Origin of the sequence: Bradyrhizobium sp. USDA 326 (assembly GCF_049739485.1) — a bacterium.
Classification (GTDB): Bacteria; Pseudomonadota; Alphaproteobacteria; order Rhizobiales; family Xanthobacteraceae; genus Bradyrhizobium.
The window spans coordinates 491214-510083 of sequence record NZ_JBMGQA010000001.1 but is presented as its reverse complement, the minus strand read 5'-3'; the positions used below and the strand labels follow the sequence as shown (position 1 = coordinate 510083).

The window sequence follows — 18870 nt, the reverse complement described above, 5'->3', positions numbered from 1 at the left end:
AACGCCGCTCCCTTCTGCGACTTGATTCAGCGGACAAATGAGAGTGGAGGAGACCATGAGGCCAATCCTGGCTGCGATGTGCCTGCTGGTGCTGGCGTCGATTTCGCCGGCAGAAGCCAAGGGCTGCATCAAGGGTGCCATCGTCGGCGGCGTCGCCGGTCACATGACGGGTCACGGCAAGCTCGGCGCTGCAGCAGGCTGCGTGATCGGACACCATGAAGCCAACAAGCAGAAGAACCCGAGCAACTCGAACGCCCAGGCACCTTCGGGGCAGAAGTAACGGCCGCGGGCCTTGGCCTCAGGGACGCCTCGAATGAAGATCCGCTCGCACTCCGAGAGCCACATCCTCGAGCTCGAAGACGGCTCGCGCTGGCAGATCTTTCCGGGCGATCTCGACCTGACGCTCGACTGGAAGCCCGAGACCGATCTGACGGTGGTTGAAGCCGAAGACGATCTGGCCACGCATGAGCTGGTCGGAGGCGGCGGGGAGGTGCGTGTCAGGCCGGCCGGCGAGAGCTGGCCCGTGAGGGACGTCAAGGACGCGCTGAAGGACGGTTGAAGGTGCCGACGCGGCCTTACGGTCGTCCCGGCTGCCGCTCAGGATCGGATGTGCAGTGGCCTCGCGGCCCCTGCGCATTGCGCCTCGGGCCGGGGCCGCGCTACTCGGGCGACATCCGCCTTTGGCCAAGCTCCTTCACCGTGCGGACGATCTCATCCGGATGGAAGGGCTTCGTCACGATGCGGCTGCCAGGCACGGGGCGTGGTGTACTGGGCGAAAAGCCCGTGGCGTAGACGACCGGCAGTTCCGGATCCTGCTCGCGGAAGCGCTCGGCGATCTGCCGCCCGTCGACTTGGCCGGGCAGCCTGACGTCGGTGACCAGCACGTCGGCGGCCCGGCGTTTGCACCACTCCAAAGCTTCCTCGCCGTTGCTCGCGTGGATGACATGGTAGCCCGCCTCGCGCAGCGCTTCGACGACGAATTCGCGGATCAGAGGGTCGTCCTCGACGAGAAGTACGCTCACTGGTGACTCACAAGGAAATGGGCATTCGTCAAAACAGTCGAACGGCCCAATGGATCGGTCGTTCCCGACGGGAAAATCGAACGCCATGACCCCGATCGGGGATCCTCCGATCGAGACGAAGGTAGCGGGTGCCAAAAGTCGAGCGTCGGGAAGGTCTCGAAGGGCATAAAGCGAATGTTCACTTCTGCACCTAAGCCTCCTCGCACCTTGAGAGCTTTGAGCAAGTGGCTACGCATAGAAGAATGATTCAGACTCGCTATCTCGCCACAAAAGGCGCATGGTCAAACCATCACCGGCCAAGGCTCTGTCCGTGGGCGTCGGTGGCTGAGAGACCGATTGCGCTCCCGCCTGCAAGGCAAGGGAGCGCCGCTATGCCGATCACATCTCTAATCACAGACGGTTTTGAACCAGAGCAACGGCACGTTCTGGAATTGGCGTTCAATGCCGCACTCCGCAGAATCGGCTTGGTCGATCGCAAGGACCCGATTTGCGACATCGTGGCCCAGAGGATGATCGCAGTTCACAGGCGCGGCGTCACCGAGGCGGTGACGCTCTGTGAAATAACGATCCGCGAAATCGGTGTGCCGACCGAGTAGGGTCGGCTCGGTATCCTGCGGAACGCGCCGGCTTAAGTAATCAACCGCAATTTCGCTGGCTGATGGCCGGGCGCATCATCTCGCCATGGAGCGCGAAATCATCTTCAGATGTCCGCACACCGGCATGAACGTCCAGCATCGGCTGGACGACGATCGGCCGGGCGCGCCGGGAATGGCCTACGTGTCGGTGCGGTGTCCGGCCTGCATGGCGCTCCACTTCGTTAGCAGCACGGACCGGGAAGCTGCTTGGCCAAGGAAACGTCAGCTCGTCCAGCAAGCGCTCCGCCTGATCGGGATTCCAAATACCGCAAAGCCGGGATTGGCAAACCGATCGCCCACGCCCTACGTGGTTTGCAGGTGTTCCGCGCGGGGAGATGCAATGTCGATCGTGGCTAGGCTGCATGCGCGCAAGCAGGCGCTCCTGGACCGGCTGGAAAGCGATCCCGGACCGAACGAGCGCGAGGGAATCGAACGGCTGCTCGCGCAGATCGAGACGGCGCTCAGCCTGCTCGAGCCCGGAAATGCCGCCGCCGCCAGCGAGGAATAGGTGGAACGACTGCCGGGGCCGATCGCGCTCACAAACTGTCAAAATGCTTTCGCCGTCCAACCCGCAGTTCCGGAATTAGACGTATCCGCACGTCGCTCTCGAAGCCGACGTTGCATCTGCGATCGGAAAGAAGGGACGGAGCCCGGAGTGCCTAGGAGTCCGGTGCTCCGCAACCGTAACGGCAGCGGAGCGCGAACTCATGCCGCTCGGTACGAAGCCAACTCTAAGCCTGCCCCCGCGGTTTCGCTTTGAGCCAGCTCAACTTCCCGTGGCCGACTATCCCTCAAGCCGACTTGTGCAGGCGGCGATGCTGAGGAAAATACCATCGCATGACTTCCCGCAGCTTGTCGGAATCTCCCCGCGCCCAGTTGCGCATGATCTCGCAACCAAAGGAGATCGCCGTGATCGGCCTTGCCCCGGCCTGGATCATTCGGTCGAACGCGCGTTCGTGCGCGGCCGGCGAGATGCCGCCCACGGCGTCGGCGACCGGGTAGACCTCGTAGCCTTCGGCCAGCATGTCCAGAGTCGGAAAGGCGAGGCAGACCTCGGTCCAGAGCGCCCCGATGACCACCTTGCGCCGCCCCGTGTCCTGGACCGCCTTGCGGAAGTCTTCGTCTTCCCATGCGTTGACGCCCGTGCGGTCGATTTCTTCCACTCCCGGCAGAGCCGCGCGGATCTCCGGAATCGTTCCTTCGTTCACGCCCATGTCGACCGCCACCGTCGAGAGCACGACAGGGATGCCGTAGGCCTGAGCGAGTTTGCACAGCGCAATCGCATTGAGGGTGATCTCCTCACGCGAGGACGAAGTCACGCTGGAATACTGCTCAGGCTGGTAGTCGATCAGGACCAGAACGCAATTTTGCGGGGTCAGAAGGTGATCGGCCTTCGGATCGCGGACGGGTTCGGGTCGGGTCTTTGCCACGTTGTTTCTCTTTCGAATGGAAGTAAAGGGGGTGATCAGCTGATCATTTGATGATCCAGGTCTATATCACCAAGATCTCATGATGCGAGCTTCCCCACCGTCGATCAGCGGCGTCGGGCATCACAAGGTGCTGAGATCGTCCGGCACCTCGCCGAATTCCCGGATTAGCTTGGCATCGCTGAAGTCGCCGCTGGACGGATCGCAGGTCCGCGAGAACGCGATGGCACCGGCTTGACCGGGCTTCCGGGACAGAGCCTCGGCCCGCATCACCGCGGCGTTGGCGCTCAGGCATGCCGCGGGCTCCCCCGCGGCTGGGCCTGGACCAACACGCGGCATGCCGAGGTTTCCCCGGAGCAGTTACGTCAGGTCGGGCGCGACGCGCTTTTCCGCGCCCCCACCATGTGGCGTTGACCGTCCGGAGCCGCGCGTGAATTTCGAGGTGACCGTCCTGAAGATACTGGTGAGCCATCCGGAAGGATTCGCCGTGATGGAGGACCTGAAGCGGGACATGGCCATCCTGGCGACCAGCGGCCGCGAGTGGGCCGACCGGACCAAGCGGCTTGCGGCGCGGGTGCCGGACCTCGACATCTTCTCGCAGGGCCTGGTTGACCGCGAATCCGGAGGCTGGAAGATCACTCCCAAGGGGCGGGCCGTCCTGGAGTTCATGGAGGCCCCCCGACCGCGGCGGGGCCTCTTTGGACGACGGTCGCGGGAGCTCCCGCGGCTCAGTCCGGGCCTGCGCAAGCGCCGACGCTGGGACAACCGGTCGACAGGGCGAAGCGCCGGCGCGAGCGCCGGGAAAGACGCCGCGAGGCGCGGGAGAGGGCGCGCGCCAAGGTGTCCTGAGCAAAGGTCTTGGTAAGGGACCGCAGGGCGCGCGGGAACCCGCTGACCTCTTCGACCGTTCTTCCGCAGTCGGAGGTCTCATGAACGACAGGCGAAAGAAAAAGGAAGGCGCGGCCGCCCACTTCTTTGGCGAGTTCGCCACCCGCACTTCGCAGGCTGCGGGACGCGCGTCGACCTTCGTGATCGCCGCGCTGGTGGTCGTCGTTTGGGCTGTGACGGGACCGCTATTCGGCTATTCCGACACATGGCAACTGGTGATCAACACCGGCACGACGATCGTCACCTTCCTGATGGTCTTCCTGATTCAGAATTCGCAGAACCGCGACAGCGCAGCTATGCAGGTTAAGCTCGACGAATTGATCCGCGTCGGGGCGGCGCGCAACTCGCTCGTCGGCATCGAGCATCTCACCGACGAGGAGATCGAAGACCTGCGGAAGAAATGCGAGTCGCGCGCCAAGGCGGAGAAGGCAGCGAACGAGCACGTGAAGAGGACCGGACGGCGAGCCCGGCGCGCCGCCGACCAGGCGGCGGACTGAGCGCCCGAGACCCCGATACGGCGCAACTCCTCCGGGCCGCCCTCAAACATCGTACAGGTAGGGTTAGCGCGTGCTGCGTGCATCAACGAGAGGCTCCATCCGTCAACCGAGCATACGGACGCTTACGGGCAGAAGCGGAGATCCGCCCCGCTCGAAAATCCCTGTGCAAACGTCGAAAATGGCCCTAAGCGGAAATGAGGGGCCAAGCTGGATTCGTCGGAGTCGGTGGACTATCTGAGCGCCCTGTGACGGTAGCCAGCGTGACATTAGGATCAAGGCAACACCGCGGGCGGTGGTGTCCCGATCCGCCGCCCCTCAGTTGGTAGGCTATGCTCCACCGGAGCCGTTCTCGAAATCAAGCACGACCAGCAGGCCCTCAGGAGTGAACTCTTTCGATACTCGACCACCGGGTAAGCGGGACGCCACAGCGTCGATCAGACGAGACCCGAATCCTTGGTGTTGCGGCGCCTGAGCCCTTGCTCCGCCCGTCTCCCGCCAAGTGAGCGTCACCCGCCCGGCATTCACTTCAGACGTGATTTCGGCGCTCCCTCCTGTTGAAGAAAGCGCTCCATATTTGATCGCATTGGTCGCGAGCTCGTTCAGAGCTAATGTCAAAGGGACCACAGCTTCCGAAGCAACAGCGGCCTCGGCGTTGAGCGCACACCGAAGGTTCTGTCCTTCGAAGGGCCCGAGCGCGGCGCGAACGACCTCACTGAGCTGTACGTCGGCCTTACCTTCGTCCTTCAATAGATCCTGTGCTGACCCGAGCGCCCGGAGCCGAGCCCGCACTCCCTTGGAGAAATTGGGTACGTCGGTCGCGTACTAGGCTGTCTGGGCTACAATTCCCTCGACGACAGCCAACGTGTTTTTGATCCGATGGCGGAATTCAGCTGTCACCAGCGCCAGCTGCTGCTCGGCGTCCTTCCTTCGCGATATATCCTGAAACGACACAGCGAGCCGATCGCGATCGATCGCGACAGCACAATTCCTGAACCAAGCCGAAATACCGTCGGCCTGGTAGTGCAGCTCTGCTTCGTCTGGTCCGCACAGCGACAACACCCTGACGTACCGAGGGAACAGATCAGGATGGTCACGGTTTCCGGGGGCACCTCGAGCAGGCGTTTTCCGATCAGAGGACCCATATTCAGCACCTCTTCGACAGCTGAATTGGCATACTCCCACGCAAAATCGATGCACTCGCCGTCGTCGTCGCGGATCGCCCGAAGAATTGTGAAGCCGTCGGGGCTGAGCTGGTGCGATGCTCTCAGGATGCGCTCGCTCTCCCGCAACGCAGCTTCCGCCCTCTCAAGCGCCGTGATCTCCTGCACGCTGACGAGAATGTGTCGCAGGGCGCCGTCGCGAGAGCGCAACGGGCGCACGCTCTCCAGCCAGGCTCGTTGGACTTCAGGTGACTTGGGCGTGCTCCCGTTGATCTTCAGTTCGTAGATCGGTTGCTGGGTCTCGAACACCGCGCGGACGGCTTCTCGACCTCTGGCGCGATGTCAGGCACCATTTCGGCCACGGTCCGGCCAAGGTGATCCTGAGCCGCGCGGCCGTTGATCTCTGCCAACAGGTCGTTGCAATACACATATCTCAAGTCCGCATCGAGGATGGCCAAGCCGACCGGGGCGAGCTGAAATACCTCCGTGAAATCTACGAGCTCGGTCGCGAACTTGTTGGCCACCGTAGAGCGCGTTGGCCTCGATGGCGTCGGCGAGCTGCTGTCCCTTGACGCGCCGGGCGAAGTAAAGCCCGATCAGCGCAAGCACCAGGCCACCGAGCACCGGGATCAGCAGCGTTCGCTGCCACGAGATCACCCCGGTGGCACTGAGGTGAGCGTCGAAAGGAATGTCGAACAGCAGGGCGTGAGAGACCTGGCTGAGGCTCGAGATCGCAGCCACGAGCACGCCGCTGAGCAGCCCGACGACGATGGCGACCAGCACGAGGCCGGTCTCGCGATTGCGTACGAAATTGCGCAGGAACAGCGGCAGCAGCCGGATGCCGGGGGCGCCGGCGGGCTTCGCAGGTTGTGGAGCCGGCTCCATCCTATGAAGGATCCCGCGGCGGATCGGTGGGCACGACGCGAAAGCCATTGCTCGATGCGGAGTCGGGCAGACTGGAGCTCTGCGCCGCGACGCGAAGGCGATTGCAGCAAAATCCGTGACAGAGGAAGGGGCCGCCACGCATCGACCGGTTGGGAGCTGGCTCGCAGTTCAAGGTATCTCTCGATGGCGTGAGGCGGTGATAGCCCGGCGAAATATAGTCCTCGCACCATTCCCAGACATTTCCGGCGACATTGTGCAGGCCATATTCGTTGGGCGCGAAAGTGCGAACGGGCGCCGCCGCCGGACGTCTCAGTCGACGTAAGGCCGCGGGCGCTCGTGTGACGTCAGCCGGCAAGAAATCCGCCATCGACAGCAACGACAGTGCCGGTCGCATATTGCGACGCCGGCATGCAGAGGAACGCAACCGCGCCGGCGATATCGTCCGGGCGTCCCCAACGCTTGAACGCGGTGCGGTCGGCGATCCGCTGGTAATGCGCAAGATCGCTGCGGCCCGCGGCGTTGATCGCGGTTTCGATATAGCCGGGCGCAACCGCGTTGACGCGGATGCCTTCCTCGGCCCATTTCAGGGCGAGCGCCTTGGTCAGCATCACGACGCCGCCCTTGCTGGCGCAATAGGCCGGGATTCGCGGCAGCGCCAGCGTCGCATTCATCGAGGCGATGTTGACGATCGAGCCCCTGGTCTCGGTGAGCAGCAGGTGGAACGCCATGCAGGTCCGGAACGTGCCGGTGAGGTTGACGTCGATCACCTTCATGAAGGTCTCGATCTCGAATTCCTTGTCGCGTGCGAGAATCCCGGCGCAATTGACCAGCGCGTCGACACGCTTATGCTGTCCGGCGAATGACGTGATCGCCGCATCGTCGGTGACATCAAGAGTCGCAAGCGTGAGGCCAGCGCGCGGCTTGAGCAGGGTGCGGGCGAGATCGACCTCATTGGCGCCTGTTGCCGTGACCGTCGCGCCGAGGTCGCAAAACTGGTTGCTGATCGCCGCGCCGATGTCGCCGGCTCCGCCGATCACGACGGCATGAAAGCCGGGCGCGAGGTAGAAATTCGAAGTCATTGGGATTGTCTCACTGCAGGGATTTCGGCGGCGGGGCGGTCGATTCACGGACCACCAGCGAGAAATCGATCTCGCGGTGCATGATGGTCTGCTCGCCGGCCAGGCTGCGCACCAGATATTCGCCGGCGCGCTGCCAGGTTTCTCCGGTCGGAACATGGATCGTGGTCAGGCTCGGCCGCAGATGCCTGCTCCAGTCGAGGTCGTCGAAGCCGATGACGGACAGGTCGCGCGGCACGGAGAACCCGTCGCGCTCCGCCTCGAGCAGCACGCCATAGGCGATGACGTCGTTGCCGCACACCACGGCCGTTGGGCGGTCCTTCAGGTTCAGGAGATGGCGTGCCGCCTCGCGTGCGTCGTCCAGCGTATAGGGCACCTCGACATGCCATTGCGGCGGAAGCTCGATGCCGTTCTCGGCGAGCGCGCGGCGAAAGCCCGCGACGCGGGCGCTGGCGCGGTCGTTGTTGCGCTGGAGCGCCGAGACGATGCCGATACGGCGATGGCCGAGCTCGATGACATGCGCGGCGGCGCGATGGGCGGCGGCTTCGTTGTCGGTGCCGACGCAGGGGTAGGGCCGGTCAGGCTGGTAGATGCCGACATTGATGAAGGGCACGGCGTTGTCGGCGAGCAGTTTTCGCAGGCCGTCGTGATGGCAGTCGCCGCGCAGCACAAGGCCGTCGACGCCGCGGCTGATGAGATTGCGCGCCTGCTGCAATTCGATGTCGAGATCATAACCGCTCGTGGTGAGGAACAGCATGTATCCCACCGAGGAGAGATATTGCTGCAGCGAGGCGATGCCGCGCGCGAACATCGTGTTGTCGATCGTCGGCACGATCGCGCCGAGCGTGCGCGAACGCCGTGACGACAGGATGCGCGCCGGCGCATGCGGGATGTAGCCGAGCGCATCGATGGCCTGCTCGATGCGCGCGCGCAGGGACGGGCTCACCGCATCGGGATTGTTGAGAGCACGCGAGACCGATGCGGTCGAAACGCCGGCCCGGGCCGCCACGGCGCGGATGCCCTGTTTCACAGACTTGGCGTTGGTTAACCCCATGAATGTAACGTTACATCCTGTGCTGCGAGCGGCGTGGTAGCGATAATATCGCAAATCTGCCGTAGATTGTGCGACTTGTCCATCGCTTGACACGGCCGATGTGAGGTCTATTTTGTAACCGTTTTCAAGTGGTGCTGAAACGCGTTCAAAATGGTCCGCCGGCTCAAGGCGGCCAGCCGGGAGGAGAGTTCGATGAAGGCCAGGATGCTTGCGACCCATGTCGCGCTGCCCGTTCTCGCGATTGCCGTCAGCGCGCAGGCGCACGCGGCCGATTTCGACTGGATGAAGTTCAAGGGCAAGACCGTCACCTTTCTCGCCAACAACAATCCGGTCTCGCAGGCGCTGCTGACCTACAAGGCTGATTTCGAGAAACTGACCGGCATGACCCTGAAGGTCGACGGCTATCAGGAACAGCAGATGCGCCAGCGTCTGGTCACGGTCATGAACGCGAACAGCGACGAGGTCGACGTGTTCATGACGCTGCCCTCGCGCGAGGGCGAGCAGTTCGCCGCTGCCGGTTGGTATGGCGATCTCACCGCGATGGCCAAGAATGACGTTGCCAAGGATTACGATCCTGCCGGGCTGAGTCAGGCTCTGCTCAAGGCGGCGACCTTCGGCGGCAAGCTCACCAGCATGCCCATGAATCTCGAAGGTCCGATCTTCTATTACCGCACCGACATCTTCAAGAAGTGCGGCCTCGATGCGCCGAAAACGATCAGGGACGTCGAGGCTGCGGCCGAGAAGATCAAGACATGCGACAGCACGGTAACGCCGTTCGTCTCGCGCGGCCTCAAGCCCGCGGTCGCCTACACCTTCAGCAACATGCTGCACAATATCGGCGGCAGCTACATCGCCAACGGCAAGTCGAACCTCTGCTCGGCGAAGGGCAAGGAGGCGCTCGACACCTACAGCCGCCTGCTGCGCGATTACGGACCGCCCGGCGTCGTCAACTACAGCTTCCAGCAGATTTCCGCTTTGTATCGCGGCGGTCGCGCAGCGATGGCGTTCGAATCCTCGAATGAACTGCGCACCGTGATGGAAGGCGGCGCACGGCTCAAGGACACCGGCCTGCTGCCATTCCCGGCGGGCGATGCCGGCCAGGTGCCGACCACGATCGGCTGGGGCATGGCGGTGTCCTCGCACAGCAAGCAGCCGGACGCGGCCTGGTACTTCGTGCAATGGGCGACCAGCCCCGAGGTGCAGAAGAAGATGGCGCTGCAGGGCATCGCACCGCCGCGCCCGTCGGTCGCCAACGATCCCGAATATCGCAAGTGGATCGATGAGGAGCCGGTGCGGAAGGAATGGCAGGCCGCGCTCGACGTGCTCGCCACCAAGGGCTCGTCCGAAGTCGGCTATCCCATCGTCGCCAATCCGCAATCGCGGGAGTTCATCGGGCAGGCGGTGCAGGATCTGATCCTGAAGCAGAAGCCGATCGACCAGGCTTGCGCCGATGCCGACAAGGCGCTGGACGCGCTGATCGCGCTAAACTGACCGCCCGATGCCGGCTGGCTTGCTGCCTGCCGGCACCCAATTCGATCGAGGACAGGAACACATGTCGGATACGGCTGCGACACTCACGCAGGACCGGCAGAAGCTGGAGATGGCGGCGCTGTCGGCGCCGGCCGTGGTCTTCACGGTCGCGATGATCGCGTTTCCGGTCGTTTATACGATCTGGCTGAGCTTCCAGACCTTTTCCTCGACGGGCAAGCAGTCCTTTGCGGGTCTCGCCAATTATTCGAAGCTGATCTCCGACGTCGAGTTCTGGCACGGACTGTGGGTCACCATCGCGCTGTTCGTACTGTCGCTGGCGCTGCAGCTCGTCTTCGGTATCTGGCTGGCGCTGGTGCTGTTCCACGCCAAGCGCCTGTCGGGCATCGTGCGCTCGCTGTTCATCTCGCCCTTCATGATGCCGCCGGTGGTGGCCGGCATGATGTGGCTGGTGATCCTCGATCCCTCGCTGGGTGCCGCCAATTTCATCCTCCAGTCGCTCGGCCTGCCGCCGTCGGACTGGCTGGCCTCGCCGATATGGGTCATTCCGACCGTGGCGCTGATCGACAGCTGGCAGTGGACACCCTACGTCGCCCTGATCGTGCTGGGCGGATTGCAGTCGCTGCCGCCGAGCGTCTACGAGGCCGCGCAGATCGACGGCGCGTCCCCTTTCAAGACGTTCCAGCGCATCACGCTGCCGTTGCTGCTGCCGACCATCGTCACCGCGGCGATCCTGCGCAGCGTCGATCTCCTGCGCTTCTTCGACATCATCTACATCACCACCCAGGGCGGGCCGGGCAACGCCTCGAACACGCTCAACATCTACGGCTTCCGGGTCGGCTTCGAGTTCTTCAACATCGGTTATGCCAGTGCGCTGATGCTGACGCTGACGGCGATCGTGTTCGGCGCCGTGCTCGCCTTCAATCGCCTGCGCGGCGCAGTGGCGTGGTGATGTCATGAACGATGCCGCCAACACCGATCGCTGGATCCGCTGGCTCAACACCCTGCAGCTCGTGCTCGCCGGCGTGCTCATCATGGCGCCGACGGTCTGGATGGTGCTGTCCTCGTTCAAGCCGTCCTTTGAGGTCACCGCCTATCCGCCGACGCTGATCTTCTCGCCGACGCTGGACAATTATATCGAGCTGACCAGGACCACGCCGTTCCTGAGCTACGCGCTCAACAGCCTCGTCGTCACCGTCGGCTCGACCGCGCTCGGGCTGCTGTTTGGAATCCCCGCCGCCTTCGCCGTCTCCTGGACACGGATCTCATGGCCGGCGATCCTCACACTGGCGGCGCGCATGGCGCCCGGCACGCTGTTCCTGCTGCCCTGGTACGTTATGTTCCGGCAGATCGGCATGATCGGTTCCTACACGGCGCTGATCCTCAGTCACGCCGTCATCACACTGCCGATCGTGATCTGGGTGCTGCTGCCGTCCTTCGATGCCATCCCGCGCAGCGTCTTTGAGGCCGCGCAGGTGGACGGATGCAGCGTCACACGCATCCTCTGGCGCATCGCGATGCCGCTGGTGGCATCCGGCGTCGCGGTGTCGGCGATCCTCGCCTTCGTATTCTCGTGGAACTACTTCCTGTTTGCGCTGGTGCTCTCCAACGGCGACACGAAGACGCTGATTGCGGCGGCCTTCAACTTCATCGGCGAAGGCTCGACGCAATGGGGCGCACTCATGGCGGCGGCAACGCTGATCGCGTTGCCGCCGCTGCTGTTGGCCGCCCTGGTTCAGCGCTGGCTGGTGTCGGGACTGACGCTCGGCGCGGTGAAAGGCTAGGTAACTGATGAACATATCATCCCGCCCGAATTCGATCATGCAGGCCGCGGTCTTCCACGGCAACGACCGCATCACCATCGAGCGCGTGGCAATGCCCGATGTCGGTGCCGGCGAAGTCCTGGTCCGTGTCTCGCGCACGGCGTTATGCGGCTCCGACTTCAAACTCTGGCACAAGGGCGCCGAGTTCACCGCCGGCCACGAAATCTTCGGCGTCGTCGAGCAGCCGGGCCATCGCCTGCACGGCCGCCGCTGCGCCGTCTATATCCCGCTGCATTGCGGTCACTGCGCCGCCTGCAAGCGCGGTGACACCCAGATGTGCCTCGAAGTCTCCAGCCTGATCGGCTGGAACAGGCCGGGCGGTTATGCCGAATATGTGCCGGTGCCGGAGAACTGCCTGCTGCCGGTGCCCGATGACATCGAGGACAGCCTCGCCCCGCTGCTGCTCGACACGATCGGTACGTCAGGCCATGCCGTGCGCTTCGTCAGCCGGGTGGTGCCGGCGAGTGAGGCCGGACCTGTTCTCGTGATGGGCGCGGGGCCCGTCGGCCTTGGGGTCGTGCTGGCGCTCCGCGCGCTCGGTTACGACGATATCTACGTCGCCGATCCCAATGCGGGGCGTCTAAAGATCGCGCAATCCTTCGGCGCGAAGGCGCACCCCGTCGGCAATACCTCCAAGCGCTTCGCCCTCATCATGGAATGCTCGGGCGCGCACGCGGCGCGTAACCTCGGCATCGAGCTCGTGCTGCCGCGCGGCGCGCTTTTGCTGGTCGGCGAGAACGCCGCGCCCTGGACCATCGAGGAAGGCAAGGTCTTCCGCCGCAAGGACTTCTACATGATCCGGACCTTCTACTTCCCGGTCTCGGATTTCGAGCGGAATGTCGAGCTGCTGCGCAAGTACAAGGACGAGTACCGCGTCCTCGTCGACGGCGAGTTCGGCCTGTCGACTCTCCCGGAAAATTTCGTCCGCTTCGCCAAGGGCGAGCTGATCAAGCCCGTGCTGGCGCTGGACTAAGCGATCATGGCCTCGATCTCAATCCGCAACCTCACCAAACGCTACGGCAATTTCACCGTGATCCCCGATCTAAATCTGGAGATCGCGGACCACGAGTTCGTCGTGTTCGTCGGCCCGTCCGGCTGTGGCAAGTCGACCCTGCTGCGGATCATCGCGGGCCTCGAGCCGATCTCGTCGGGCGACCTCTATATCGGCGACAAGCGCGTCAACGGCGTGCAGGCCGCCCAGCGCGACATCGCCATGGTCTTCCAGGACTACGCGCTCTATCCGCATATGAGCGTCTACGACAACATGTCGTTCGCGCTGGAGCTGCGGGGCACGCCGAAGGCGGAAATCGACGGGCGGGTGAAGCGCGCCGCCGCGCTGTTGCACATCGAGCCGTATCTCAATCGCAAGCCGAAAGAGCTGTCCGGCGGTCAGCGCCAGCGTGTCGCCATGGGCCGCGCCATCGTGCGTAATCCCAAGGCGTTCCTGTTCGACGAGCCGTTGTCCAATCTCGACGCCAAGCTGCGCGGGCAGGTCCGCGCCGAGATCAAGGCGCTGTCGCAGGAATTGAAGACCACCATGGTCTTCGTCACCCACGACCAGATCGAGGCCATGACCATGGCCGACCGGATCGTGGTGCTCCAGAGCGGCACGATCCAGCAATACGACACTCCGGAGACGGTCTACGAACGGCCTGCCAACCAGTTCGTCGCCGGCTTCATCGGTTCGCCTGCCATGAACTTCTTTCCGGTCGAATGGCGCCAGAAGCGTGCCGTCCTCTCGCAAGGTGGAACGGTGGTGCCGCTGGACGGCGAGCCCGCAGCCCGCCTGAGCAAGGCCGGCAATGCCGTGCTGGGCATTCGTCCCGAACATTTTGCCGTCGCGGCCGATGCCGCCGATGGCATCGCGATCAGCGTCAGGCTGGTCGAGCCGCTCGGTTCGGACACGCTGATCCATTTCGATCTCGCTGGCGTCTCGGCCATCGCGCGGGTCGATCCGTCGCTCCGGCCGAAGGTCGGCGATCGCATCAATCTGCGTCCGCAGCCCGGCAAGACGCATCTGTTCGATGCCGCCAACGGACAGGTGTTGCGGTGAGCGCGCCGGTCAACATTGCCGATCTCTCGGCACTGGCGGATGTCGCATCCAGGGCGAAGCCTGTGCAGGTGATCTGCCTGGGACTGTCCGCGCTCGACCAGGTCTGGCGGGTCGATCGGCCGTTCGCGGGTGGAAGCGAGAAGATCAAGGCTGTCGAGTACGGCACGCTCGGCGGCGGCATGGCCGCCAATGCGAGTGTGGCGGTGGCCAAGCTTGGCGCGTCGGTCGCATTCTGGGGGCGGGCCGGGAATGACGCCGCCGGCCATGAGATGAAGTCGGCCTTCACCGCCGCAGGCGTCGATGTCGAGAACTTCCGGCTGTTTGCCGAGGGCCGCTCGTCCGTCTCCGGGATCATCGTCGATAGCAGTGGCGAACGGCAGATCGTCAACTTCCGCGGCCTCTATCCCGAAGGCGCGGATTGGCTTCCGCTCAAAACCGTCGCGCGCGCGTCCTCCGTGCTGGCCGATCCGCGCTGGGTCGAGGGTGCGGCAACGCTGTTCCGCGAAGCGCGGGCGCAGGGCATTGCGACGGTGCTCGATGGCGACATGGCCGACGCCGAGGTGTTCGAGCGGCTGCTGCCGTTGACCGACCACGCGATCTTTTCCGAGCCCGCGCTCACCGCCTTTGCCGGTTCGGCCAAGGATGAATCTCTCGCAGCGCTCGCGCGCTTCGGCTGCCGCGTTATCGCGGTGACGCACGGCGAGGGCGGTGTGAGCTGGTATGAGAACCGCGAGCTGCATCGGCAGGCCGCCTATGCCGTCGACGTCGTCGACACCACGGGCGCGGGCGACGTCTTCCACGGTGCCTATGCGCTGGCGATCGGCGCCGGTCTCGACGTGCGCGCCGCCATGGCATTCTCGGCGGCCACCGCCGCCATGAAATGCCGCCACGCCGGCGGCCGCAATGGGATCCCCACCATCAACGAGTGTCTTGTATTCATGAGGACGAAGCCATGAGAACGATTGGAAAGAACCGCGGCCTGGCACGGCTTGCTGACGCGGATGGCCACTTTCGCATGGTCGCGCTGGACCAGCGGCCGCCCTTGTTCGATGCCATCGCGAAAGCAAAGGGCATCACGCGGGACCAGGTCGAATATTCCGATGTGACGGCGGCGAAGCGCCTCCTGGTCGAGAATCTCGCGCCGCATTGCAGCTCGATGCTGTTCGATCCGAACTTTGCGGTGCCCGCCGCAATCGATCTGCTGCCGCCACGGTGCGGCCTGATCATGACGCTGGAAGAGCACCGCGTCGAGGAGACCGCGGGTGGCCGCAAGTCGCGTGCGATCAGCAACTGGAGCGTGGACAAGATCCGCGCCATGGGCGGCGATGCCGTCAAGGTGCTGGCCTGGTACCGGCCGGACGCCGATGCCGCGGTGAACGAGCACCAGAAGAAATTCGTGCGCGAGATCGGCGAGGATTGTGCCCGCCACGACATTCCCTACGTCCTCGAACTGCTGGTCTATCCGTTCCTCGGCAGCGCCAACCACACTGCCGACTACGTGGAGTCGCCCGGCAAGCTGCCCGCCCTCGTGATCGACAGCGTGCGCGAATTCGCCAAGCCGGAATATGGCGTCGATCTCCTCAAGCTGGAGAGCCCGCTCGCGGCCAACGGCCTGCCGGCCCGCGACGGCAGCGCTGAGGCGAAAGCCGCGCAGAAGGAGTTCGATGCGATCGGCGATATCTGCCGCGAGCGCAGCATCCCCTGGGTGCTGCTGTCCGGCGGCGCCGCGCCGGAAAAGTTCGAGCGCGTGCTTGAGTACTCCTATGCCGCCGGCGCGAGCGGCTTTCTCGCGGGCCGCACCATCTGGCTCGATGCCGTGCTGAAGAACTTCCCGGACCGCGCGGCGGTGGCAGCCAGCCTGCGCAAGGACGGCCTCAACGTGCTCGACCGGCTCAGCGAACTGACCACGGCCAAGGGCACGGCCTGGAAGGCGCGTTATCCTGTCTTCACCGACATCAAGCAGGAAGGTGACTTCGCGCGCGCTTACTGAGATGGTGTTAGCTCCGCGTCGTCTCGCAGGATCTGCAACATGACTGACAGCTTCACCATCCGCTCGGTCGAGGCGTTCTGCTATCGCTATCCGCTCGCCACGCCGGTGGTGACGTCGTTCGGCAAGATGCTCAATCGTCCTGCGGTCTTCGTTCGCGTGATCGACGAAGACGGAGTCGAGGGATGGGGCGAAGCCTGGTCCAATTTTCCAGCCCCGGGCGCGGAGCACCGCGCCCGGCTGGTCACCGAAGTGCTGGCGCCCGGCCTGGTCGGACGCAAATTCGAGGGGCCCGCCCTGCCTTTCGAAACCCTGACCAAGGGCACCAAGGTGCTGGCGCTCCAGTGCGGCGAGCCCGGTCCGTTCGCGCAGGCGATCTCCGGCATCGATCTCGCGCTGTGGGATCTCGCGGCGCGACGCAAGCGCCTGCCGTTGTGGCGGCTGCTCGGCGGCCAATCCGGCAAGATCAAGGTCTATGCCAGCGGCATCAATCCCGGCGGTGCCGCGCAGACGGCGGAAGCCGCGCTCAAGCGCGGCCATCGCGCGCTGAAGCTGAAGGTCGGCTTTGGCGCCGAAACCGACATTGCGAACCTCTCGGCGCTGCGAACCATCGTCGGTGCCGGCATGCTCGCGACCGATGCCAATCAGGGCTGGTCGGTGGATCAGGCGCTGGAGATGCTGCCGCGGCTCTCCGAGTTCAATCTACGCTGGCTGGAGGAGCCGATCCGCGCCGACCGGCCGCGCGAGGAGTGGCGCAAGCTGCGCGCGAACGCAAAAATGCCGATCGCCTCGGGCGAGAACATTTCCAGTGTCCAAGATTTCGAGGCGGCTCTCGGGGACGATGTGCTCGGCGTGATTCAGCCCGACATCGCAAAATGGGGCGGGCTTACCGTTTGCGTAGAACTCGCCCGCCAAATCCTGAGGGTAGGCAAGACGTTCTGTCCGCACTATCTCGGCGGAGGCATCGGCCTGCTTGCGTCTGCACATCTCCTCGCGGCTGTCGGCGGTGATGGCTGGCTGGAGGTCGATGCCAATGATAATCCGTTGCGCGATTTGTTTTGCGGCCCGGTTGCCGATGTGAGGGAGGGCGGGATTGAATTGAACCAAAACCCCGGGCTTGGAATACTGCCTAATCTCTCCGCTATCGAGCGCTATCGCAGCATCTAGGCTAGAAGATGAGTCTCCCGAGTTTTCGGCGGTCAAATCGTCATGCGGCCTGCCGAATTCTTTCTTGCTGCTCGCCCAGAGTGTTTGGTTCCAACCGGAATTGGGGTACGGCTCTTCGACTAGCTCCGCGGCCAAGCCAATTGATCAGGGCTTCCTGTTCCGTGAGCGACTTACCGAGTGCGGAAAACACGACGGTACTGATAGCTTGTTGCTGGCTGCGCAGGTGGTCTTCAACCAGCTTGTGTCGAGTGACATAACCTGCGTTCACACCAGGGATAGAATGGTTCATGAGGAGCTTGGCATCGAACTCCGAAACGCCGGCAGCGGTGGCAATCGTCCGAAATGTTTGACGAAGGTCATTGCCCCATTTTGACAAGATATCTCGATCCTCCTTCGTTTCCGCTAAGTGCCCTGAGGCGCTGTCAGCCGGGAATAGCCATTTTCGCGCCTGTGACGGATGCATTTGTCTGCCGAAGCGAAGCACCCGAATGAGGCTCATGATCATTTCACGAGACAGCGGGATGTCAAACGCTCGCTTAGTGCCTCCTTTGGGCCTAGGGATGTGGAGCGTTCGGCGCCGAAAATCGATGTGTTCCGGCTTAGCCTGCTGCAATGCGGTTGGCCTAGATCCACACAGCAAAGTCAAAAGATGGAATTCGCGCCGGATTGGATTGTCCAGATTGGCCAGCTCTATGAACCATCCTTTCAAATCGCCGGTGCCCATACCGGTGTTCCTGCGCTCCTCCTGATTCCAATCGACAGCATCCGCAGGATTGTCACGCGGCAGCGATCGATTGGTCTTCCTCGCATGATTGTAGACGGCTCGCAGCGTCCGCATGCTCCCATTGGCCATGTAGGGACCGTTCTCCCTGGTAAGCTGATCATGCTTTTTGGCGACGCGAGCGGGATCATTCGCGAGATCGAGCAGAGGGGTGTCAAGCCATTCCGAAAAGAGACGTTCGACGTGATCCCGATAGCCACCTATCGTTTTCTCGCTACGGCCTTTTCGGATTAGGTGGGCTTCCAAATAGCGTTGCCAGGCCTGCTTCAGGGTAGCGCCCGTTAAGCCACTATTCCCATCGGCCTGTCCGGTCTTTCCGTTTAGCCTCGCTTTCGGGTGCTGTCCCTTGCTGATCTGAGCAAGGTATTCCTTGGCAATTGCGCGAGCCGCTCGAGTCGTTAATTCGGTGGCATCTCCAATCGACACTCTTATGGAAGAGGCCCGCTTTCCCCGTTGTCTGAGGTCACCTTGAACCGTGAAGGTCCTTTTCCGCTTCCCCACGACCACGAAGAAGCCTTTCAACTCGGTGTCGCGAGCCAGATACCAACCATCTTCAGGAGTCGGTAGTTGAGCGATGGCTTTGTCGCTGAGAGCAATGCGAATGTCGGTCATGGGACGGATGTGAACTGCTAAAACGGTTTTCAAACGGTTTTGGCGAGCCGAGGTGTTTGAAGGTCTGGGTTCGCTGGACTGCGAAGCTATGCGATAAGTCCCTAGAAATAAAAGGCCTTCTTGGCTGCTGTCGTGGCGTGGCGCAGATTCAGAAATCGCAGAGAGGCGCCGGCTTTGAACTCTTAATCAGCGGGTCCCAGGTTCGAGCCCTGGTGCGCCCACCAAATCAATACCTTAGCCAGCAAGACCGTTTGAGCATCTGATTTTTCAAACGGCCATTTTCGACCGACGGCCGGCAGTGCGCCGATAGAGAGT

The 18870-nt window shown here is 63.3% G+C and carries 22 protein-coding genes and 3 pseudogenes; 14 read left to right on the top strand and 11 right to left on the bottom strand.

Features of this window, described 5'->3' with window-relative positions:
- Nucleotides 1-55 precede the first annotated feature (55 nt).
- Together ABIG06_RS02455 and ABIG06_RS02450 are read left to right on the top strand one after the other, a co-directional pair.
- A complete protein-coding gene (locus tag ABIG06_RS02455) occupies nt 56-280 on the top strand; it encodes a hypothetical protein (RefSeq protein ID WP_370133924.1) in 225 nt (74 codons plus the stop codon).
- A 33-nt stretch (nt 281-313) separates the two neighbouring features.
- The gene (locus ABIG06_RS02450) at nt 314-559 is read left to right on the top strand and encodes a hypothetical protein (RefSeq protein ID WP_370133921.1); all 246 of its coding nucleotides are present in this window, start codon (nt 314-316) and stop codon (nt 557-559) included.
- A 100-nt stretch (nt 560-659) separates the two neighbouring features.
- Here the strand turns inward: ABIG06_RS02450 and ABIG06_RS02445 are convergent, their stop codons facing one another.
- Nucleotides 660-1109, bottom strand: a complete 450-nt coding sequence (locus ABIG06_RS02445; RefSeq protein WP_370133919.1) for a response regulator transcription factor — start codon at nt 1107-1109, stop codon at nt 660-662.
- A gap of 284 nt (nt 1110-1393) precedes the next feature.
- Here ABIG06_RS02445 and ABIG06_RS02440 point away from each other — a divergent pair, with 284 nt between their 5' ends.
- Entirely contained in the window at nt 1394-1618 is a 225-nt protein-coding gene (locus ABIG06_RS02440) for a hypothetical protein (protein WP_370133917.1), read from the top strand.
- Nucleotides 1619-1658: 40 nt separating this feature from the next.
- Here ABIG06_RS02440 and ABIG06_RS02435 read toward each other — a convergent pair whose 3' ends face one another.
- Nucleotides 1659-1895 carry a hypothetical protein gene (locus ABIG06_RS02435; RefSeq protein ID WP_370133915.1) on the bottom strand — a complete coding sequence of 79 codons (237 nt, stop codon included), beginning with the start codon at nt 1893-1895 and terminating at the stop codon, nt 1659-1661.
- 102 nt (nt 1896-1997) lie between these two features.
- Here ABIG06_RS02435 and ABIG06_RS02430 point away from each other — a divergent pair, with 102 nt between their 5' ends.
- Nucleotides 1998-2165, top strand: coding sequence for a hypothetical protein (locus ABIG06_RS02430; RefSeq protein WP_370133914.1), 168 nt, complete (start codon nt 1998-2000; stop codon nt 2163-2165).
- 283 nt (nt 2166-2448) lie between these two features.
- Here ABIG06_RS02430 and ABIG06_RS02425 read toward each other — a convergent pair whose 3' ends face one another.
- Nucleotides 2449-3087: a hydrolase gene (locus ABIG06_RS02425; protein WP_370133911.1), complete on the bottom strand. Its 639-nt coding sequence runs from the start codon at nt 3085-3087 to the stop codon at nt 2449-2451.
- A gap of 120 nt (nt 3088-3207) precedes the next feature.
- Nucleotides 3208-3423, bottom strand: coding sequence for a hypothetical protein (locus tag ABIG06_RS02420; RefSeq protein WP_370133908.1), 216 nt, complete (start codon nt 3421-3423; stop codon nt 3208-3210).
- 91 nt (nt 3424-3514) lie between these two features.
- Between ABIG06_RS02420 and ABIG06_RS02415 the strand changes: the two are divergent.
- Together ABIG06_RS02415 and ABIG06_RS02410 are read left to right on the top strand one after the other, a co-directional pair.
- A pseudogene (locus ABIG06_RS02415) lies at nt 3515-3933 on the top strand (hypothetical protein).
- 80 nt (nt 3934-4013) lie between these two features.
- Complete coding sequence (locus ABIG06_RS02410) at nt 4014-4469, top strand: low affinity iron permease family protein (RefSeq protein WP_370133905.1); 456 nt, start codon at nt 4014-4016, stop codon at nt 4467-4469.
- 327 nt (nt 4470-4796) lie between these two features.
- Here the strand turns inward: ABIG06_RS02410 and ABIG06_RS02405 are convergent.
- The 6 genes and pseudogenes from ABIG06_RS02405 to ABIG06_RS02380 form a co-directional block, all read right to left on the bottom strand.
- Nucleotides 4797-5270, bottom strand: a pseudogene (locus tag ABIG06_RS02405) (HWE histidine kinase domain-containing protein); the annotation flags it as partial.
- Between the two features lie 92 nt (nt 5271-5362).
- Nucleotides 5363-6057 (bottom strand): annotated as a pseudogene (locus tag ABIG06_RS02400) (PAS domain-containing protein).
- Nucleotides 5972-6562, bottom strand: coding sequence for a hypothetical protein (locus ABIG06_RS02395; RefSeq protein ID WP_370140993.1), 591 nt, complete (start codon nt 6560-6562; stop codon nt 5972-5974). Before ABIG06_RS02395 ends, ABIG06_RS02400 begins: the two are co-directional and overlap by 86 nt.
- Complete coding sequence (locus ABIG06_RS02390; RefSeq protein ID WP_370133903.1) at nt 6516-6881, bottom strand: formylglycine-generating enzyme family protein; 366 nt, start codon at nt 6879-6881, stop codon at nt 6516-6518. Before ABIG06_RS02390 ends, ABIG06_RS02395 begins: the two co-directional genes overlap by 47 nt.
- Entirely contained in the window at nt 6859-7593 is a 735-nt protein-coding gene (locus ABIG06_RS02385; protein ID WP_370133901.1) for an SDR family NAD(P)-dependent oxidoreductase, read from the bottom strand. Before ABIG06_RS02385 ends, ABIG06_RS02390 begins: the two co-directional genes overlap by 23 nt.
- A 10-nt stretch (nt 7594-7603) precedes the next feature.
- Nucleotides 7604-8644 (bottom strand): LacI family DNA-binding transcriptional regulator, encoded by a 1041-nt coding sequence (locus ABIG06_RS02380; protein WP_370133898.1) that lies wholly within the window; start codon nt 8642-8644, stop codon nt 7604-7606.
- Between the two features lie 192 nt (nt 8645-8836).
- Here ABIG06_RS02380 and ABIG06_RS02375 point away from each other — a divergent pair, with 192 nt between their 5' ends.
- From ABIG06_RS02375 to ABIG06_RS02340, 8 genes are all read left to right on the top strand, one after another.
- Nucleotides 8837-10135: an ABC transporter substrate-binding protein gene (locus ABIG06_RS02375; protein ID WP_057199173.1), complete on the top strand. Its 1299-nt coding sequence runs from the start codon at nt 8837-8839 to the stop codon at nt 10133-10135.
- 61 nt (nt 10136-10196) lie between these two features.
- A complete protein-coding gene (locus ABIG06_RS02370; RefSeq protein WP_370133894.1) occupies nt 10197-11084 on the top strand; it encodes a carbohydrate ABC transporter permease in 888 nt (295 codons plus the stop codon).
- 4 nt (nt 11085-11088) lie between these two features.
- Complete coding sequence (locus ABIG06_RS02365; protein ID WP_370133891.1) at nt 11089-11916, top strand: carbohydrate ABC transporter permease; 828 nt, start codon at nt 11089-11091, stop codon at nt 11914-11916.
- A 7-nt stretch (nt 11917-11923) separates the two neighbouring features.
- Nucleotides 11924-12928, top strand: coding sequence for a zinc-dependent alcohol dehydrogenase family protein (locus ABIG06_RS02360; protein ID WP_370133888.1), 1005 nt, complete (start codon nt 11924-11926; stop codon nt 12926-12928).
- Between the two features lie 6 nt (nt 12929-12934).
- On the top strand, nt 12935-14008 hold the full coding sequence (locus ABIG06_RS02355) for an ABC transporter ATP-binding protein (protein WP_370133885.1): 1074 nt from the start codon (nt 12935-12937) through the stop codon (nt 14006-14008).
- Complete coding sequence (locus ABIG06_RS02350; RefSeq protein WP_370133882.1) at nt 14005-14964, top strand: sugar kinase; 960 nt, start codon at nt 14005-14007, stop codon at nt 14962-14964. Before ABIG06_RS02355 ends, ABIG06_RS02350 begins: the two co-directional genes overlap by 4 nt.
- Nucleotides 14961-15998 carry a tagatose 1,6-diphosphate aldolase gene (locus tag ABIG06_RS02345; RefSeq protein ID WP_370133880.1) on the top strand — a complete coding sequence of 346 codons (1038 nt, stop codon included), beginning with the start codon at nt 14961-14963 and terminating at the stop codon, nt 15996-15998. The genes ABIG06_RS02350 and ABIG06_RS02345 overlap by 4 nt, the downstream gene beginning before the upstream one ends.
- 39 nt (nt 15999-16037) lie before the next feature.
- A complete protein-coding gene (locus ABIG06_RS02340; RefSeq protein WP_370133877.1) occupies nt 16038-17162 on the top strand; it encodes a mandelate racemase/muconate lactonizing enzyme family protein in 1125 nt (374 codons plus the stop codon).
- 40 nt (nt 17163-17202) lie between these two features.
- On the opposite strand, the gene ABIG06_RS02335 is transcribed toward ABIG06_RS02340, so the two are convergent.
- Nucleotides 17203-18555, bottom strand: a complete 1353-nt coding sequence (locus tag ABIG06_RS02335) for an integrase arm-type DNA-binding domain-containing protein (RefSeq protein ID WP_424578067.1) — start codon at nt 18553-18555, stop codon at nt 17203-17205.
- Between the last annotated feature and the right edge of the window lie 315 nt (nt 18556-18870).

Bases quoted from the DNA above. Each gene is read 5' to 3' on its own strand.
- ABIG06_RS02455 (WP_370133924.1), top strand. From the start codon at position 56: ATGAGGCCAATCCTGGCTGCGATGTGCCTGCTGGTGCTGGCGTCGATT.
- ABIG06_RS02450 (WP_370133921.1), top strand. From the start codon at position 314: ATGAAGATCCGCTCGCACTCCGAGAGCCACATCCTCGAGCTCGAAGAC.
- ABIG06_RS02445 (WP_370133919.1), bottom strand. From the start codon at position 1,109: ATGGCGTTCGATTTTCCCGTCGGGAACGACCGATCCATTGGGCCGTTC.
- ABIG06_RS02440 (WP_370133917.1), top strand. From the start codon at position 1,394: ATGCCGATCACATCTCTAATCACAGACGGTTTTGAACCAGAGCAACGG.
- ABIG06_RS02430 (WP_370133914.1), top strand. From the start codon at position 1,998: ATGTCGATCGTGGCTAGGCTGCATGCGCGCAAGCAGGCGCTCCTGGAC.
- ABIG06_RS02420 (WP_370133908.1), bottom strand. From the start codon at position 3,423: ATGCCGCGTGTTGGTCCAGGCCCAGCCGCGGGGGAGCCCGCGGCATGC.
- ABIG06_RS02410 (WP_370133905.1), top strand. From the start codon at position 4,014: ATGAACGACAGGCGAAAGAAAAAGGAAGGCGCGGCCGCCCACTTCTTT.
- ABIG06_RS02395 (WP_370140993.1), bottom strand. From the start codon at position 6,562: ATGGCTTTCGCGTCGTGCCCACCGATCCGCCGCGGGATCCTTCATAGG.
- ABIG06_RS02390 (WP_370133903.1), bottom strand. From the start codon at position 6,881: ATGGCGGATTTCTTGCCGGCTGACGTCACACGAGCGCCCGCGGCCTTA.
- ABIG06_RS02385 (WP_370133901.1), bottom strand. From the start codon at position 7,593: ATGACTTCGAATTTCTACCTCGCGCCCGGCTTTCATGCCGTCGTGATC.
- ABIG06_RS02380 (WP_370133898.1), bottom strand. From the start codon at position 8,644: ATGGGGTTAACCAACGCCAAGTCTGTGAAACAGGGCATCCGCGCCGTG.
- ABIG06_RS02375 (WP_057199173.1), top strand. From the start codon at position 8,837: ATGAAGGCCAGGATGCTTGCGACCCATGTCGCGCTGCCCGTTCTCGCG.
- ABIG06_RS02370 (WP_370133894.1), top strand. From the start codon at position 10,197: ATGTCGGATACGGCTGCGACACTCACGCAGGACCGGCAGAAGCTGGAG.
- ABIG06_RS02365 (WP_370133891.1), top strand. From the start codon at position 11,089: ATGAACGATGCCGCCAACACCGATCGCTGGATCCGCTGGCTCAACACC.
- ABIG06_RS02360 (WP_370133888.1), top strand. From the start codon at position 11,924: ATGAACATATCATCCCGCCCGAATTCGATCATGCAGGCCGCGGTCTTC.
- ABIG06_RS02355 (WP_370133885.1), top strand. From the start codon at position 12,935: ATGGCCTCGATCTCAATCCGCAACCTCACCAAACGCTACGGCAATTTC.
- ABIG06_RS02345 (WP_370133880.1), top strand. From the start codon at position 14,961: ATGAGAACGATTGGAAAGAACCGCGGCCTGGCACGGCTTGCTGACGCG.
- ABIG06_RS02340 (WP_370133877.1), top strand. From the start codon at position 16,038: ATGACTGACAGCTTCACCATCCGCTCGGTCGAGGCGTTCTGCTATCGC.
- ABIG06_RS02335 (WP_424578067.1), bottom strand. From the start codon at position 18,555: ATGACCGACATTCGCATTGCTCTCAGCGACAAAGCCATCGCTCAACTA.